We start from the raw sequence: 16,709 nt of genomic DNA on the forward strand, positions 1-16,709 counted from the left end.
ATCCTTGGGCCTTGACTGGCCTAGCGCGTGACATCCAAGGCGGCGAGGCCGTGGAAGTGGTAGACATCGGCGTAGCGCGGCGCATTGGCGAGGCGCAGGTTCGGGTGGGTCTGAAACAGGATCGGCAGGGCGATCTGAAGTTCCAGCCGGGCCAGCGGCGCGCCGACGCAGAAATGCAGCCCCGCGCCGAAGCTGGCATGGGGATTCACCGAGCGGTTGGGACGGAAATCGTACGGTGCGTCCCAGACTCCGGGATCGCGGTTGGCGGCCGCGAGGAGAAGCGCCACCTGGTCGCCGCGGTGGAAGGTGTGGCCCATCACCTCGATATCTTCGTAGGCGTGGCGGGTGAACATATGGAGCGCGGGGTCGAAGCGCAGGATTTCCTCGACCGTGGAGTCCACGTTCTCCGGGGCCAGGGCAGACAGGGGCGTCCGGGTTTCCAAAAGCGTCTTCACGCCGTTGCCGATGGTATGGACCGTGGCTTCGTGGCCCGCGTTTAGCAAAAGGATGCAGGTCGAGATCAGCTCGTCGGTGGTCAGCTTGTCGCCTTCCATCTCGGCGGCGATGAGCTGGGTGATCAGGTCGTCGGCGGGACGGGCGCGGCGTTCGTCGATGTAGGCGCGGAGGAAGGCGACGAAGGCTTCGGTCGCGGCGACGGCCTTGTCCTCCATGTCGCGGGTCCGGCCCGCCATGTACATGCCGACCATCGCGTTGGACCAGCGCAGAAGGTCCGGCGCCATCTCCTCTGGCACACCAAGAAGCCGGGCGATGATGCGGACGGGGAGAGGGCGGGCGAAGCTGTCCAACAGGTCGCTTGTCCCTGGCGGGATCGCTGCGGCAAGCTCGGTCGCCAGGGCCGCGATCTCGGGGCCAAGGCCGGCGATCCGGCGCGAGGTGAAGGCGCGCAGGACTAGGGTGCGGAGGCGGGTGTGGCGGGGTGGCTCCAGCTCCAGCATGGAATGCGCCTCGACCGCGTAGAAGGGGGCGAGGTGGGCCGGAACGGGCAGGGGCTCCACCGGCTCACGGCCGAAGCGGCGGTCGCGGAAGATGGCATTCACGGCGGCGGCGTTGCCGGTGCAGACAAGTTTGTAGTCGGTCCAGTGGAAGAACGGCCCGGCTGCGCGAGCGCGTTCATAGAACGGGTACGGATTCTGGACGAACGCCTGGTCGGTGGGGGATTGCTGCAATTCGTTCATGAGCGCCTGCCACCGATCAGGCCCTGGGCGATGGCGGCGCCGGTGACGACGATGACCGCCCCGACCGTCTGGGCCCAGTTCCAGGGCCCGCCCGCCACAAAGACCATCAGCATCACGTAGAACGGGACGGCGTTCATGTGCATCGAGGCCGCCCCGATGCCGATCCGGCCGACCGAGACGATCCACAGAAGCTGCGCGATGGCCATCGAACCGATGGAAAAAGCGGCAAGGCCACCGAATTCGACCCAGCCGATCGCGGCCCAGTCCGGCCATTGGCCGCGCAGGGTTCCGTCGGCCAAGGCGGCGATGGTAGCGACGGCGGCACCCCCGGCGATGGTGATCGTGCTGCGGCCGAGCGGGGTGAGTTCCGGGAACGCCTTCACCGTTTCGCGTGAGCCCCAGGTGTAGAAGGTGACCGAGGCAAGGGCGGCAAGAACGCCGATGCCGAAGCTGACCTCTCCGTCCGCACCACTGACGGCGATCAGCCCGCCTGCGACCGACAGGACCAGTCCGACAGCCAACGCGCGGGTGAAGGGTCGGTGATCGGCGAGGCACTCCAGCAGGATACCGATCACCGGCATGATCGCGCTTACGATGGCGACCGTCACCGGGTCGTTGTACTGCAGCGCGATGATCACGAAGAACGAGGCCAGGCCCAGCGTCACGAAGCCGACCCAGGCGCCTTTCACCCAGTTCGCGCCTAGGACAACCTTTCCGCCCTCGACCAGCCACCAGATCGGCAACAGGACCGCGGCTGCCAGAAGCGCGCGGCATGCCGTCAGCGCCACCGGGGGCATGTGCGGAATGATGAGGTCCGCCGCCGGAAGACCCGCGGCCCAGGTTACCATCGACGCCAGACAGATGAGGTTCGAGACGACGAGGGACCGCCGGGCGGTCGGGTCAAGTGTGGTCATGCGCGCAGCCTAGGCGGGGGGCGCGGACAGGGCTGGCCTGTCCGCGACAGGGAAACGTCGTCAGGCGGCGGAAAGAGCGGCGACGATGGCCCCGAAATCGGCGGCCTTCAGGCTGGCTCCGCCGACCAGCGCCCCGTCGACATGGGGCACGGCGAAGATGTCGGTGGCATTCGACGGCTTGACCGAACCGCCGTAAAGGATGCGCACGCCGGCGGCCTCTTCGCCGACCAGCCCGCGCAGGCGACCGCGCAGGAAGCTGTGGACTTCGGCAATTTCGGAGAGGGTCGGGGTGCGTCCGGTGCCGATGGCCCAGACAGGCTCATACGCGACGACGACGTTTGTGGCGGTCGCTCCCAGCGGGATCGAGCCGTCAAGCTGGGTGCCGATCACGGCCAGCGTCTGACCCGCGTCGCGTTCGGCCTCGGTCTCGCCGATGCAGACGATGGCGATCAGGCCTGCGTCCACCACCGCTTGCGCCTTTGCTCGGACGAGGTCATCGGTCTCGCCGTGGTCGGTGCGGCGCTCGGAATGGCCGACGATCACATGGGTCGCACCGGCATCCTTCAGCATGGCCACCGAGAGATCACCGGTATGCGCGCCTTGGGGTTTGGCGTGGCTGTCCTGCGCTCCGACCAGGAGGGTGGTGCCTTTCGCAGTCTCGGCCATGCGGTCAATCAGCGTGGCGGGCGGGCAGAGCAGCATCTCGCAAACGGGGGCGGGATGGGCGGCGAGCAGGGCGGAAACCTCGGCCAGCGAGGCCTTGGTGCCGTTCATCTTCCAGTTTCCGGCGGCGAGTTTCTTCATGTCGGCATTTCCTTCTTGACGTGCCACACGCCTAGCGTGTCAGCGCGCAAAGGAAAAGACGGCAGATCGAGAACAATGTGTCGGAAAGTCTGGCGACGCCAGGGTCAGGCGGCGGGGGCGTCGCGGAACTTGATCGACTCGCCGCAACCGCAAGCGTCGACCACGTTGGGGTTGCGGAACTTGAAGCCGCTTTCGATCAGGCCGATCTCATAGTCGATTTCGGTTCCGATCAGGAACATCTGCGCCATCGGGGCGATCATCACCCGCGCGCCATCCTGTTCCACGACCTCGTCCAGCGGGTTGACCGATGTGACGTAGTCCATCGTATATTCCATCCCCGCGCAGCCGCCCTTCTTGACGCCGATGCGCAGCCCTTGGCTGCCTTCACGCGCCATCAGCCGCGCGATCTGGCGGGTGGCGGTTGGGGTCAGAGTGACAGCGGCTTTTCCGGGAATGCCGAACATGAGATGGGCTCCTTTGACCCCAATCTAGGGTGCATCGGGGGAAATTCCAAGCGGCGGGAGCAGAGCAAGTGCATGAAGCGTCGCAAAGGCGACGATCAGCGCCCAGCCGAACGAGGCCAGAGTGCCGATGATCACGTATTCCGACAGCCGCCGGTCGTCCTTGACCGCCCCGAAGCGCAGGATGGATTTGGCGGCGATCAGGAGGCCCACGCCCTGCGCCTGGCCGAAAAGGACAAGGGCAAAGATGAGCCCACGCTCAAGATAGCCGATGACGCGGCCCGCGCCGGGAAGACTTTTGCTGGCATCGCCCTTTCCCAGATGGGGGGAAAAGGGCTCCATCAAGAGACCGACCGCGAAACCTCCGGCCCGGGTGGCGAGGAGGAGGCCAGTCAGCAGCACCATGAGGGTGGGAAGCTGGCTGATCGGCAGGGTCGCGTCGTCGGCCCAGAGCCCGGTCCCAAGGATGCCACTGTCGTCGCCCGTCACGATCGCGCCGGGCGACCAGAGGCCTTGCGCCCAAAGGTCGGGTTGCAAGAGGGCAAGGGCAACCAGGCTGACGACATGCAGCGCCTGATCGATCATGAACGGCCCGAAACCCGCCGATTTCTTCCAGACCGCGCTGAGGATCAGCTTTCCGACGTCAATGCCGATATGGACCAGGGCAAGCGCCAGAAGCGCGGGGTGAAGCGTACCCGTGGCAATCACGGCTGTCAGGCCGACGATCAGGGCATGCAGGCCAAGGGCGAGCGGGCTTCTCTTGTTCCGGACCATCCAGTCATTCTGGAAGACGAAGTCGGCCAGGGTATGCGCGAAGAGGAGAGCGATGAAGGTTTCGGTCATGGCGCAGGGTCCCGGCTGTCGCGGCGCCTGAGAGCTTCCCACCGACGCAACACGGAGGCAATGGTTGCAGAACCTGCACCTCTTACGCGGTCGTTCACCGCCTGGGGGCTGATGCCGAGGGTCCTGCCGATGTCCTGTTGGGTGACGATACGGTCGGGCGTGGCAAGCTGCATTGCCGCGGCCTCGGCCTGTGCGGCGGTCCATCGGCCCATGCGTTCGCCCAGAAGATCGGCGATCATCGCGTCCGCGTCGGTTACGGAATGTCCCGCAATGGCGATGCGGGAGGTGTCTGTCATCTTGTCCAACCCCTGGCCCGAAAGCTCGAAGGCCAGCCCGGCGGCATCGGAGAGGTCAGTCGTGCCAAGGCTTTCCGCAGGTCCGATCCCGATGGAGATGCGGCTTTCCAGGCCCAGCGCGCCAAGCGTTCCCTGCAGGACGACTGCGGCGCGCAGTGACAGAGCTGCGTCGGCGAGGACGATCTGCCAGCCATCGCCACGGAATCGGGTGAAGCGGGTGTCCTGACCATCAGAGCGCCAAGTCGCAATCTGGTCCGCAGCCTGGCGCAGTGCTTGCATCGCGCTGTCGATCCGGCCCGCGGGTTGGCGGGACGACTGAACGAGGTCGCCGGTTAGGACAGCAATCTGAGAATGGGCCATAAGGTCCTGTGACTTGAAGTGCCTTGCATCAAGTCATAGGGCTTTAAAATTCAGTAATCAAGTCATAAGGCTTGATGCTACATGAAGCCGAGCTCAAGCCGTGCTTCGTCGGACATCATGTCCATGCCCCAGGGCGGATCGAAGGTCATCTGGACGTCGACCTGCTTGACCCCGGGCAGGGGCTCGACCGCATTGGCGACCCAGCCCGGCATCTCGCCCGCGACCGGGCAACCGGGCGCAGTCAGGGTCATGGTGATCTCGACCTCGTTCTCCTGACCGATCTCGATCGTGTAGACGAGGCCGAGGTCATAGATGTTCACCGGAATTTCCGGATCGTAGACCGTCCGACAGGCTTCGACGATCTGCGGATACAGAGGATGGTCGGTGGTCGAGGGCTTGATGAGCGGCGCGCCCTCGGTCTGGCCCACGGTCTGGTCCTGCATGATTTCCACTCGGCGACAAAGGTTGTTGACCGATTATATAGGGAATGCCCGGGTCAAGGTCCAGTGCCGCCGGAAGGATAGGGTTCAGCGGTCAGAAGGGGATCTCGTCATCCATGTCCGATCGGCCGCCGCCGCCGCCCGATGATGCGCCGCCGCGCCCGCCGCCAGATGCGGAGCCACCGCCGTAGCCGCCACCCTGGCTGCCCGCTTGGCCACCATCATCATAGCCGCCGCGGTCCTCATAGCCGCCGCCGCCGGTGCCGCCACCTTCGCCACGACCGCCGAGAAGGGTCAGGTTGCCATTATAGGGACGCAGCACGATTTCCGTCGTGTACTTGTCCTGGCCGGACTGGTCCTGCCATTTGCGGGTTTCCAGCGACCCCTCGATATAGACCGTGCTGCCCTTCTTCAGGTACTGCTCGGCGATCTTGGCCAGCCCTTCGTTGAAGATCGCGACCGAATGCCATTCGGTCCGCTCCTTCCGTTCGCCCGATTGCTTGTCGCGCCAGGTTTCCGACGTGGCGATGCGCAGGTTCACCACCTTGCCGCCGTTCTGGAAACTGCGCACCTCGGGATCCCGGCCGAGGTTGCCGATGATGATTACCTTGTTGACCGACCCCGCCATGCGAATCTCCCTTGCAGCTGTCCGGGGCAGCTTCGCCACGGATGGTCAACAAACCTATACCGTGCTTGCCCGCGGCTGCAACCAGACCGTCGGCAAGGTCCGGAATGCCGCGGGCTTGGCCTCTGGAAAAACCGGGGGAAGCGGCTATAGTCTGCCCGGTTGCGCCCTAGGGTGCGTGGGACAGGTAAAGATCCGCATGAAGATCCTCTGCCAGCTTGCAGTGTCGGCCCTGATCGTCTGCGGGCCTTGTGCCGCTGCAGCCGAAGGGCTGAATCTCAGCGGCTCGAGCAAGTCACGCACGGCACTTTTCGAATCGCAGTCCGATCTGATCGACCGCAAGCTGAAGAAGCAGTATTCCGGCTCGGTCAAGCATACGCCGAAGTACAAGAAGGGCGAGGAGACGGCCGCAGCCGCAGGAATCCCGGCCTATCGCGGCAGCTACAAGGGTGAGTATCTTGAGGTTGCGAAGGCCGCCGCGCGCAAGCATGGCGTGCCCGAAGACCTGTTCCTGCGGCTGGTGCAGCAGGAAAGCGGCTGGAACGTGGTGGCGGTGTCGTCCAAGGGCGCCACGGGGCTGGCCCAGCTGATGCCGGGTACGGCCGAAGTCCTGGGCGTCGACATCTCGAACCCCGAGGCAAATCTGGAAGGCGGGGCACGCTACCTGCGGATGATGTTCGACAAGTTCGGCACCTGGGAATTGGCACTGGCCGCCTATAACGCCGGCCCCGGCGCGGTCGAGGCCTACAACGGTATCCCGCCCTATGCCGAAACCGAGAACTACGTGAAAGCGATCCTCGGGTAAGGAAGGTGGGCCGACCGCCCACCCTGCACGTTACTCTGCAGCCACCTTGATCACGGGTTCCATCTGGGCCAGCACCTCACGGCTGAGGTGGCATTTGACCTGGTGTCCGCCCTCCAGCACCTGCACGGGCGGAACCTCGGTTTCGCACAGATTTCCGGGAACCTGGGACTTCCAACGGCATCGGGTCTGGAACGGGCAGCCCGGAGGCGGGTTCATTGCCGAAGGAATGTCGCCCTCCAGCACGATCCGCTTGCGGATGACCTTGGTGTCGGCGATGGGCACGGCGGACAGAAGCGCCTCGGTGTAGGGGTGGTAGGGCGGTGCAAAGACCTGATCGGTCGTGCCCATCTCCACGACGTGACCCAGGTACATGACCATGACCCGGTCCGACAGGTAGCGGACGATGGAAAGGTCGTGGCTGATGAACAGGAGCGTCGTCTTGTTCTCGCGCTGGATGTCCATCAGGAGATCGGTCACCGCGGCCTGCACGCTGACGTCCAGCGCCGAGACCGGTTCGTCGGCCACGACCACCTTCGCCCCACCGGCAAAGGCCCGCGCAATCCCGACGCGCTGTTTCTGTCCGCCGGAAAGCTGCCTCGGCATCCGTTCCGCGAAGGCGCGGGGCAGCTTCACGAGGTCCAGCAGCTCAAGCATCCGCAGGTGCCGTTCCTCGTCCGATTTGCCGTGCTTGAAGATTTCCAGCGCACGGATGATCTGGCGCCCCACGTTCATCGACGGGTTCAGCGTGTCGAAAGGGTTCTGAAACACCATCTGGACCTGGCTGACGGTGTCGGTATTGCGCTTCTGGATCGGGGTCGACTGCACGTTCTCATCGAAGAGCATGATCGATCCCGAGGTCGCGGTCTCCAAGCCCATCAACACCTTGGCGAAGGTCGACTTGCCGCAACCGGATTCGCCGACGATGGCCAGCGTCTCGCCTTCGCGGGCCTCGAAGCTGAGCGTCTCGTTGGCCTTGACCACCTTCTTCGCACCACCCCCGAAGGCGCCGCCTGAAACCGAGTAATACTTCCGCAGGTCCTCCATCTTCAGGACCACGCGACCGATCTCGGCCTTCTGCTTCACCTCACGCTTCGCAGGGGGAGCGTTCCAGTCGATCTCCTCCCAGCGGAAGCAGCGCGTCGCGTGCCGGTCTCCAACAGGGACGGGGTACATCGGCACTTCGGCGGCGTCACAGCGGCCCTTCTGGAAATAGTCGCAGCGCGGACCGAAGTTGCAGCCGGGTGGGCGTTCATGGGGCAGGGGAAAGTTGCCCGGAATGCTGATCAGGGGGCGCGCGTTCTTGTCGGCGCCCGGCAGCGGGATCGAGCGGAAGAGCGCCTGGGTATACGGATGGCGCATCTCGTCGAAAACTTCGACGACGTTTCCGGTTTCCACGGCCTCGCCGGAGTACATCACGCAGATCCGGTCGCAGACATCCATCACCAGCCCAAGGTTGTGACTGATGAACAGCATCGAGGTGCCGTACTTCTTGCCCAATTCCTTGACCAGATCGACGATCCCCGCCTCGACCGTCACGTCCAGCGCGGTGGTAGGTTCATCCAGGATCAGCAGCGCGGGCTTTGCCATCAGCGCCATCGCGATGACGATGCGCTGCTGCTGCCCGCCTGAAAGCTGGTGCGGGTACGCGTTGATGATCCGGTCAGGGTCCGGCAGGCGCACGTCGGCGACGATCTCGCGCGCCAGTTTCCAGGCTGCGTCCTTCGACATGCCGGAGTGCAGCATCGGCACCTCGGCCAATTGCGCGCCGACCTTCATCGCCGGGTTCAGCGAAGCCATCGGCTCTTGGTAGATCATCGCGATTTCCGAGCCGCGGATGTGGCGCAGTTCTTCGTCGCTCATCTTTGCCAGGTCGCGGCCTTTGAACTTGATCGAGCCTGCGACGATGCGCCCGTTCTTGCCAAGCTCGCGCATGACCCCAAGCGCGACCGTGGACTTGCCGCACCCGGATTCGCCGACAAGGCCCATCGCCTCGCCAGCCATCACCGTGCAGGAGAAGTCCATAACTGCCGGGATTTCCCGCAGGCGGGTGAAGAAGGAAATCGAGAGATGCTCGATTTCCAGGATCGGCTGCGACGGGTCCCAGGCGGTATCGGGGGCGACGGCTGTCATGGCATCAATCCTTCAGGCTTTCTTCGCGCAGGCCATCGGCGAGGAGGTTCAGGCCGAGGACAAGGCTCATGAGGGCTAGGGCTGGCGCAAGCGCGGGATGCGGGAAGAGGTTGAGAAGCTTCCGCCCGTCGTCGATGGTCGAGCCCCAGTCCGGGCTGTCCGGTGAGACGCCGAGGCCGAAGAAGCCAAGTGTCCCGAGAAGGATCGTGGTATAGCCGATGCGCAGGCAGAAGTCCACGATCAGGGGCCCGCGGGCGTTGGGCAGGATCTCCCACAGCATGATGTACCAGGGGCCTTCGCCCCGGGTCTGGCCTGCCGCCACGTAGTCGCGCGCCTTGAGGTCCATCACCAGACCCCGGACGATCCGGAACACGCCGGGCGAGTTCACGAACACGACCGAGACGAAGACGTTCAGCATGTTCGGCTCCATCGACCAGACGCCGAGCGGGTCCATGTTGAAGGCCAGGCCGGAGTAGGCCCAGAGCCCCAGGACCAGCGTGATGCCGACATAGAGGTTCCGCTGCGGCGGGTTGGTGTAGTAGCGGCTGTTCCAAAGGACGCTGAAGAAGATGATCGGGAACAGGAACAGAAGGGCGGCAAGGACGATGGGGATGCCGGTGTCGCGGATCTCGGGCGTGACCAGCAGGTAGAACAACAGGATGACCGGGAAGGCGAGGACGAGGTTGGCAAGGAACGAGATGAAAGTGTCCAGCTTGCCGCCGAAATAGCCCGCCGGAAGGCCAAGGGTGATGCCGACCATGAAGGCAAATAGCGTCGCGGCTGGGGCGATCTTCAGCACTTCACGCGCGCCCATCACCATGCGGCTGAAGACGTCCCTTGCCAGATGGTCGCCGCCCAGAAGGTACCAGCCATAGGGGCTTTCCGGCGCGGCGATGCCGGGAACCTTGTTCTTCAGGCCGGACAACTGCGCAAAGGGATCCTGGGTGATGATCACGTCGGCGAAGATCGCGGTGAATACCCAGAACATAACAATGGCAAAACCGATCATGCCCACAGTCGAGTCAAAGAGCTTGCCGTAAAGCCCCAGCCTGCGGCGGAAGCGGATCGACAGGATGAAGGTCGCGGCCAACGCCAGCCACACTGGCCAGAAGCGCACGGCCATTGCGCCCAGGATGCCTGCCTCTACCGGCGACGGCATGACGGCCCCGGCGGCCAGGGTACAAACCATCGCCGCCAGCGCCGCAAAGAAGCTGTAGCGGATGCCTAGGCTGGCCAGCAGGCCGGGCGAGCGGGCGGTGGTGGTTCCGTCCGGCCCCGGCAGGGACGGCGCATCGAGGCCAGCAAGTACGAAGACAAGCTTCGCCACCAGTGACAAGACAAGAGCCAGCACTGCGATTTCGAACACGGGCAACAGCAGCGTCCCCGCCGATCCCGTCCAGGTCAGTTGGTCCATGACGCGCCCTCCCTCAGGCCAGCCGGATGCGGGGATTCAGGAAGACATAGCCGATGTCCGAGATCAGCTGCGTCAAGAGGACGACGACCACCGCCACGACCGAACAGGCCAGAAGAAGCGGGATGTCGTTGTTCGAGGCCGCCTGGACCAGCGTCCAGCCGAAGCCCTTGTAGTTGAAAAGGCTCTCCACGATCACGACGCCGTTCAGAAGCCAGGGGAACTGCAGCATGATCACGGTGAATGGCGCGATCAACGCGTTCCGCAGGGCGTGCCGCATGACCACCGTTTGGAAGGGGACACCCTTCAGGCGGGCGGTGCGGATGTACTGTTGGGTCATCACCTCGGTCATCGACGCGCGGGTCATGCGGGCGATGTAGCCGATGCCATAAAGCGCGATGGTCATAACCGGCAGGGCAAAGTTCCAGAAAGTTATATCGTCCATCGCCGAGGTGGCAGAGGCAAGGAACAGGGTCTTTTTCGGCTCGATCAGTCCGTATTCGGCCAGGATCGGGGACAGCCCGGTCGCCGCGGTCGCGAAGAGTGCTACCAGCACGACCCCCGACACATATTCCGGTGTGGCCGTCGAAGCGATCGAGAAGGTCGAAAGCGTCCGGTCGGTCGCCGAACCTTCGCGCATTCCCGAAAGCACCCCCAGCAGCAGGGATGTGGGAACCATGACCAGCATCACCGCCAGCATCAGCCAGCCGGTTGCGGCAAGCTTTTCGCCCAGCGAGTCCATCACGGGGGTCTTGAAGAACGTCGAGTAACCCCAGTTGCCTTGCAGCAGGCCGCAATAGTTTGGGGCGGCGGCAGCATCCTGGCCGATCTCGAAGCAGCGGCCGCGCATCTGGCCCTTCTCGTCGGTGTAGGTCCAGCCGGGAACCACGCCCAGCCACTGGCCATAGCGCATGAAGACCGAGCCGGAGTGGCCGTTCTGCGCGATCCAGTCCTGCACGGCCTCTTCGGTCATGCGGACGGAGCCCTCGGTTCGGGCAAGCTTTTCCAGGTTGGGCTGGAGATTTGTCAGATAGAAGACCACAAAGGTCAGGGCGATGGCGGTCAACAGCATGACCCCAAGACGCCGCAGCACGAACAATCCCATGCCGGTCCCCTCGATTTTTCGTAAAAGCCCCCAGGAAGGGGCGCGACGGGCGCGCCCCTTCGATCATTCAGCCCGGTAAGGCGATCAGGCCATCGACCACTTGTAGTGATGGTGTTCGAAGGCCGGGTGATGCGCCAGGCCCAGGAAGCCGTCCTTGTGGTGGTTGAACAGCGACCGCGAGAACGGGTTTATGATGTAGCCTTCTTCCTGAAGGATCGTGCCCATCTTCGCCGCCAGTTCGCGCCGCTTGTCCGCGTCCGCGATCGACAGCGCCTCGGTCATCAAGGCGTCGAACTCGGCGTTGGCCATCGCGGTCTCGTTCCACGAGCCGGTCGAGGTGTAGGCGAGGCTCATGTTCTGCACGGCGAGCGGACGGTGGTTCCAGGTCGTCGAGGAGAACGGGTACTTCTGCCAGTCGTTCCAGAAGGTCGAACCCGGCATCACGGTGTGCTTGATGTTCATGCCAGCGTCCTTCAGCTGGGCTTGAACCGCCGCGGTGGTCGCCGCTTCCCAGCCGTCGTCCAGCGAGATCACTTCGAACTCGGTGTCCTTCAGGCCTGCAGCCTCAAGCGCGGGCATCAGGCCAGCCGGGTTGATCGTCTGCGCGGGCAGCTCCGGATATTCCGGATGGATCGGGAACATGTGATGGTTTTCGCCGGTCTTGCCCAGGTTGTTGTAACCCAGTTCAAGCACGACTTTCGGATCAACGGCCAGCTGGACCGCGGAACGCACGGCCTTGTCCTTGTAGAGATCCGAAGACGAGTTCATCCGCACCACGATGGTCGAAGCGGTGACAAGCTCTTCCTTCACCAGGTCCATGCCATCGAGGATGTCGATGAATTCGCCGACGGATTCATAGTTCGCGTCCACCTCGTCCGAGGAGAAGAGCGCGACCATCGCCGCCGGGTCGGTGCCGAAGTCGACATAGTGGATCTCGTCCAGAGGCGCGGTGCCACCCCACCAGGTGTGGTTCGGCGCGCGGACCAGGATGGCCTTCTGGCCAACCGCGACTTCCTGCGGGATGTAGGGGCCGGTACCAATCGCGTTCGAGGCCGGATCCTGGCCGTCCTGGAAGGATGCGTGAACGACGGCCGCCGGATAGTCCGACAGGTTGGCGACGACAGCGATGTCCGAAGCGGTCAGGTTCAGCTGCACGGTCGTGTCATCGACCTTGACCACCGCGCCTTCGCGCATCGTCTTGGTCGCTTCATCCACGAGGCCAGGGAAGCGCGACGCCATTGCGTTGCCCTCGACGTTGCCGTCCGTCCAGCGGGCGAAGTTGCGCACAACGTCGTCAGCCGTGAAGGGCTCGCCATTGTTCCAGGTCACGCCCTGGCGGATCTTCAGGGTGTATTGGGTGGCGTCGGCGTTGGCTTCCCAGCTTTCCAGCAGGCGGCCTTCGAAGGAGCCGTCGTTATTGTACTGCACCAGGTATTCCAGCCAGCCGCGATAGACGTTGGCAATCTGCGGCCAGTCAGCCAGACGCGGATCCTTGGTGCCCTTCACTTCCATCGCGACGCGGATCTTGCCGCCGACCTTTGCTTCCTGCGCCTGAGCAGGGGCGGGCAGGCCGATCAGGCCATAGGCGGCGACTGCGGACAGCCCGAGCGCGGTGGTGCGGGTCAGAAATTCGCGGCGGCTCAGCTTGCCTTCCGCATATTCGGCTACGTACATCTTTGCGGCCGAGTGCATCCCGGCCTCGTGGATCATGTCTTTCATTCTGGTCTCCCTGTCACGTTTTTGTTTTGTGGTTGTGGCGCCGTAGCCCTCGGATGTCGGACGGTCGGACCGTTCCAACACCTCACGCGACCCGGGCACCCCCAATGTCTATTGCGCATCTTTTTCAAGCTTGCGTCAACGACTGGTTTCGACAGTTGGCGTCCAAAAGCGACATCCTCGTGTCGATTTCCTTTATCCGCCGCCCAAAAGCCCGTCAGCCCGCGCGGCGGAAGGCCGAGGGCGATTTTCCCGTCAGATGCTGGAATGCACGGGTAAAGTAGGCCGGGGAGTTGAAGCCCAACTGCTCGGCGATCTTGCCCACGGGGATTTTCGTCTCGGCCAGCAGTTTGCGGGCCTCGAAGATGCGACGATCCTGCAGCAGAGCACTGGCGGGGCGGCCGCAGGCAGTGTTGCAGCAGCGCGTGAGATGCGTCGGCGTCACGCCCAGGGCGGCGGCAAAGTCGGCCACGTTCATTCCGGTGCGGAAATTCCGTTCCAGAAGCGCGGTGTAGCGCGCAACCAGTCGCCGCGTCGCATCCTGCCGCGGGCTTTCCAGCGGGTCGGCCTTCTTCGCCTGCCGTTCCAGCCAGACGCCGAGCAGTCCGACATAGGCCTCGGTCGCGCGGTCATGGGCGGGCGTGTCGCTTTCGATCTCGCGCTGGATCGAATCAAGCAACACGTTCACTTCCTGCTGGGCATGGACTTCGCGGATGCGCAGATGCACCGGCGACTTCGGTAAGGTCACCTTTGGATCGCGGCCGAAGAAGACCGCTGTTCCGAATACCTGCGCCCCCGCTTCAAAGCCGTGCATCACGCCCGCGGGGATGAAAACCGCATTATGTGCCGTGTAGCCGCGCGTGACCCCCGAAATCGTGATGCGGCCCTGGCCCTTGGTGAACCAAAGCAAGCAGGGTTCGGACAGCGAGCGCATCGCTTCCACGCGCCAGCGACCGCCGGCGGCGAGGCGCGGAATCGCAACGAGTCTGAGCTGCGATGCTGGTGCAGACTTGATCATGATAAGGCAGTTCCTGCGGCAGAGGCGCCGTCCGTGCCAGTAAAGCAGGGGCGAGGGAGCAACCCAAGCGGTTTTCCGCACCCGGCCCGGGACTTGTCCACCGAGGTTGCATTAATCTGTGTAAAACCCTGTGGATAAGCGCAAGGCCGCTACAACTGCGGCGTGCAAGCTCCCGTCACGGAAGGGAAACCTGCCTCCAGGCCTTCATGTTCGATCTGAACCAGGTCCGCTGGCGTTTTGCATATTGCCGACTGGCGACGGTGGCAGCTTCAACGGCTGCCTGCAGGGTCAGCTCCCCGCGCAGATGAGCGATCAGTTCCGGCCCTCCGATGGCCTTTGATGACGGACGCCGGGGGTCCCAACCTTCAAGATTCGTCCGCGCCTCATCCAGGGCACCCTCGGTCAGCATCTGCTGAAAGCGCCGATCTATACGGGCGTTCAGCCATGAAACTTCGGGCATGAGGACCAGCGCCTCGGCCTGTGGCAGGGACACAAGCGGCGGTGGGGTATCGTCCTGCCAGGCGGCAAGACCACGGCCGGTCGCGCGCCAGACTTCCCAGGCCCGCTGGATGCGGACGGGGTTCAGCCGGTCGATCCTTGATGCTGTGGCTGGATCGAGATCGGCCAGAAGTGCCCCTGGGCCCTCGGCGGAAAGGCGGGTGTCGGCTTCGCTCCGAACCTCAGGGGGAATCTCGGGCACGGCCGCCAAGCCGCGGGTCAAGGCGTTGAAATTCAGGCCGGTTCCACCGACGATCACTACCGGCCGGTCCAGCAGGGATGCCACCTCGCGCAGCCAGTGGCCGACCGAGTAGGAGGCGTTGCCTGCAACGTGGCCGTAAAGTGCATGGGGCAGGGTGGCCTCATCCTGGGGTGAGGGCCGGGCGGTAAGGATGCGCCAGTTCGCATAGACCTGCAGCGCGTCCGCGTTGACGATCAGCCGACCATCTCGCGCCGCAATCTCCATCGACAGGGCGGATTTCCCGCTGGCCGTGGGGCCCGCCACCAGTACGGGCGCCTCTTGCGAGATGCTGTCGATCCTCACCGCCGATCTCCCGTTGAACCCGCCGCGGTTTTGCGACATTTTGGGGCCTAGTCCAAATAGAAAACGATATGCAGGGGTCCCATGCCGGAGACAGCCACCAAATACAGCCGCGTGATGCTGAAAATCTCGGGCGAGGCGCTGATGGGCGACCAGGGCTATGGCCTGCACCCGCCAACTGTGGCCCGCATCGCGCAAGAGGTGAAGTCGGTCCGTGACATGGGGGTCGAGATCTGCATGGTGATCGGGGGTGGCAACATCTTCCGCGGCCTGCAAGGCAGCGCGCAAGGTATGGAGCGGACCACGGCCGACTACATGGGGATGCTGGCGACGGTGATGAACGCCCTGGCGATGCAGTCCGCGCTGGAGGCGATCGGCGTGTTCACCCGCGTCATCAGTGCGATCCCGATGGACCAGGTCTGCGAGCCCTACATCCGCCGCCGTGCCGTGCGGCACCTTGAAAAGAAGCGGGTCTGCATCTTCGCCGCCGGGACCGGGAACCCCTATTTCACCACCGACACGGCGGCGACGCTGCGGGCCAGCGAAATGGCCTGCCAGGCGATCTTCAAGGGCACCAAGGTCGACGGGGTCTATGACAAGGACCCGAAGAAGCAAGCCGACGCCAAGCGCTATGACGACGTGACCTATGACGAGGTGCTGGAAAAGCATCTGGGCGTGATGGACGCGACCGCCATCGCTCTTGCCCGTGACAACAACCTGCCAATCATCGTTTTCAGCCTGGATGAACCCGGCGGGTTCCGGGGCATTCTCGCGGGCGAGGGGACCTATACCCGGGTGCAGGATTGATCCGCTTCATTGAACCGCCACGGCACGCCACGTCGCAATAACGCGGCTGGCCCGGTCGGGCAGGTCAGGAGCTTTGGCCTATACCGGGCGCCGGACGCTCTGCTATAGAGCGCGAAATCGCGGGGAACGGCCCGCAGGGGAAGTTGAAGGACCTTTCGCATGGCCAACGAAGAGATCGAGATCGACACCGATGCAATCCAGCGCCGCATGGACGGCGCTATGGCGGCTCTGAAGACGGAATTCTCGTCACTGCGGACCGGTCGCGCCTCGGCGGCTCTGGTCGAACCGATCCAGGTCGAAGCCTACGGACAGATGACCCCGATCAACCAGCTTGGCACGGTGAACGTGCCCGAACCGCGGATGGTCGTGATCAACGTCTGGGACAAGGCGATGATCTCGAAAGTGGAAAAGGCAATCCGCGAAAGCGGCATCGGCATCAACCCGATCGCTGACGGTCCGCTTATCCGCCTGCCGATCCCCGAGCTGAACGAAGAGCGCCGCCGCGAATTGACCAAAGTTGCTGCGCAATATGCCGAAAGCGCCAAAGTTGCGATTCGCAACGTGCGGCGTGATGGAATGGACCAGATCAAGAAGGCGAAGGCGCAGGGCATGGGCGAGGATGACCAGAAGTTCTGGTCGGACGCGGTGCAGGAACTGACCGACGCGGCGATTGCTGCCGTCGACCGGGCGCTTGAAGCCAAACAGGCAGAGATCATGCAGGTCTGACCTGCACACGGAG

17 protein-coding genes are annotated in these 16,709 nt (G+C 64.0%); 3 read left to right on the top strand and 14 right to left on the bottom strand.

What is annotated here, in order from left to right; all coding sequences use genetic code 11:
- Positions 1 to 20 precede the first annotated feature (20 nt).
- From Q0C42_RS12280 to ssb, 8 genes are all read right to left on the bottom strand, one after another.
- Positions 21 to 1,196, bottom strand: a complete 1,176-nt coding sequence (locus Q0C42_RS12280) for a cytochrome P450 (protein WP_295075968.1) — start codon at positions 1,194 to 1,196, stop codon at positions 21 to 23.
- Positions 1,193 to 2,110 (bottom strand): DMT family transporter, encoded by a 918-nt coding sequence (locus Q0C42_RS12285; protein WP_295075971.1) that lies wholly within the window; start codon positions 2,108 to 2,110, stop codon positions 1,193 to 1,195. Before Q0C42_RS12285 ends, Q0C42_RS12280 begins: the two co-directional genes overlap by 4 nt.
- Positions 2,111 to 2,170: 60 nt before the next feature.
- The gene (gene tpiA / locus Q0C42_RS12290) at positions 2,171 to 2,914 is read right to left on the bottom strand and encodes a triose-phosphate isomerase (RefSeq protein WP_295075975.1); all 744 of its coding nucleotides are present in this window, start codon (positions 2,912 to 2,914) and stop codon (positions 2,171 to 2,173) included.
- Positions 2,915 to 3,018: 104 nt separating this feature from the next.
- On the bottom strand, positions 3,019 to 3,378 hold the full coding sequence (locus Q0C42_RS12295) for an iron-sulfur cluster assembly accessory protein (RefSeq protein ID WP_295075978.1): 360 nt from the start codon (positions 3,376 to 3,378) through the stop codon (positions 3,019 to 3,021).
- 24 nt (positions 3,379 to 3,402) lie between these two features.
- A complete protein-coding gene (locus Q0C42_RS12300) occupies positions 3,403 to 4,218 on the bottom strand; it encodes a DUF3307 domain-containing protein (protein WP_295075981.1) in 816 nt (271 codons plus the stop codon).
- The gene (locus Q0C42_RS12305; protein ID WP_295075985.1) at positions 4,215 to 4,793 is read right to left on the bottom strand and encodes a hypothetical protein; all 579 of its coding nucleotides are present in this window, start codon (positions 4,791 to 4,793) and stop codon (positions 4,215 to 4,217) included. Before Q0C42_RS12305 ends, Q0C42_RS12300 begins: the two co-directional genes overlap by 4 nt.
- Before the next feature lie 158 nt (positions 4,794 to 4,951).
- Positions 4,952 to 5,317 carry an SUF system Fe-S cluster assembly protein gene (locus Q0C42_RS12310; RefSeq protein WP_295075988.1) on the bottom strand — a complete coding sequence of 122 codons (366 nt, stop codon included), beginning with the start codon at positions 5,315 to 5,317 and terminating at the stop codon, positions 4,952 to 4,954.
- 91 nt (positions 5,318 to 5,408) lie between these two features.
- Positions 5,409 to 5,942 (bottom strand): single-stranded DNA-binding protein, encoded by a 534-nt coding sequence (gene ssb, locus Q0C42_RS12315; protein ID WP_295075991.1) that lies wholly within the window; start codon positions 5,940 to 5,942, stop codon positions 5,409 to 5,411.
- 196 nt (positions 5,943 to 6,138) lie between these two features.
- On the opposite strand from ssb, the gene Q0C42_RS12320 reads away from it, so the two are divergent.
- Positions 6,139 to 6,744, top strand: a complete 606-nt coding sequence (locus tag Q0C42_RS12320; protein ID WP_295075994.1) for a lytic transglycosylase domain-containing protein — start codon at positions 6,139 to 6,141, stop codon at positions 6,742 to 6,744.
- A 30-nt stretch (positions 6,745 to 6,774) separates the two neighbouring features.
- Here the strand turns inward: Q0C42_RS12320 and Q0C42_RS12325 are convergent, their stop codons facing one another.
- The 6 genes from Q0C42_RS12325 to miaA form a co-directional block, all read right to left on the bottom strand.
- Positions 6,775 to 8,874, bottom strand: a complete 2,100-nt coding sequence (locus Q0C42_RS12325; RefSeq protein WP_295075997.1) for an ABC transporter ATP-binding protein — start codon at positions 8,872 to 8,874, stop codon at positions 6,775 to 6,777.
- A 4-nt stretch (positions 8,875 to 8,878) separates the two neighbouring features.
- Positions 8,879 to 10,288: an ABC transporter permease gene (locus tag Q0C42_RS12330; protein WP_295076000.1), complete on the bottom strand. Its 1,410-nt coding sequence runs from the start codon at positions 10,286 to 10,288 to the stop codon at positions 8,879 to 8,881.
- Between the two features lie 13 nt (positions 10,289 to 10,301).
- Positions 10,302 to 11,390: an ABC transporter permease gene (locus tag Q0C42_RS12335; protein WP_295076003.1), complete on the bottom strand. Its 1,089-nt coding sequence runs from the start codon at positions 11,388 to 11,390 to the stop codon at positions 10,302 to 10,304.
- A gap of 84 nt (positions 11,391 to 11,474) precedes the next feature.
- Positions 11,475 to 13,109, bottom strand: a complete 1,635-nt coding sequence (locus tag Q0C42_RS12340; RefSeq protein ID WP_295076006.1) for an ABC transporter substrate-binding protein — start codon at positions 13,107 to 13,109, stop codon at positions 11,475 to 11,477.
- 214 nt (positions 13,110 to 13,323) lie between these two features.
- Positions 13,324 to 14,040, bottom strand: a complete 717-nt coding sequence (locus Q0C42_RS12345; protein ID WP_295076327.1) for an AraC family transcriptional regulator — start codon at positions 14,038 to 14,040, stop codon at positions 13,324 to 13,326.
- A gap of 259 nt (positions 14,041 to 14,299) precedes the next feature.
- Positions 14,300 to 15,205 carry a tRNA (adenosine(37)-N6)-dimethylallyltransferase MiaA gene (miaA, locus tag Q0C42_RS12350; RefSeq protein ID WP_295076009.1) on the bottom strand — a complete coding sequence of 302 codons (906 nt, stop codon included), beginning with the start codon at positions 15,203 to 15,205 and terminating at the stop codon, positions 14,300 to 14,302.
- A gap of 42 nt (positions 15,206 to 15,247) precedes the next feature.
- On the opposite strand from miaA, the gene pyrH reads away from it, so the two are divergent.
- Together pyrH and frr are read left to right on the top strand one after the other, a co-directional pair.
- Entirely contained in the window at positions 15,248 to 15,970 is a 723-nt protein-coding gene (pyrH, locus tag Q0C42_RS12355) for a UMP kinase (protein WP_295076012.1), read from the top strand.
- A 159-nt stretch (positions 15,971 to 16,129) separates the two neighbouring features.
- Positions 16,130 to 16,696, top strand: coding sequence for a ribosome recycling factor (frr, locus tag Q0C42_RS12360; protein WP_295076015.1), 567 nt, complete (start codon positions 16,130 to 16,132; stop codon positions 16,694 to 16,696).
- Positions 16,697 to 16,709 lie beyond the last annotated feature (13 nt).

The sequence above is a fragment of the Tabrizicola sp. genome (assembly GCF_022842145.1).
GTDB lineage: Bacteria > Pseudomonadota > Alphaproteobacteria > Rhodobacterales > Rhodobacteraceae > Tabrizicola.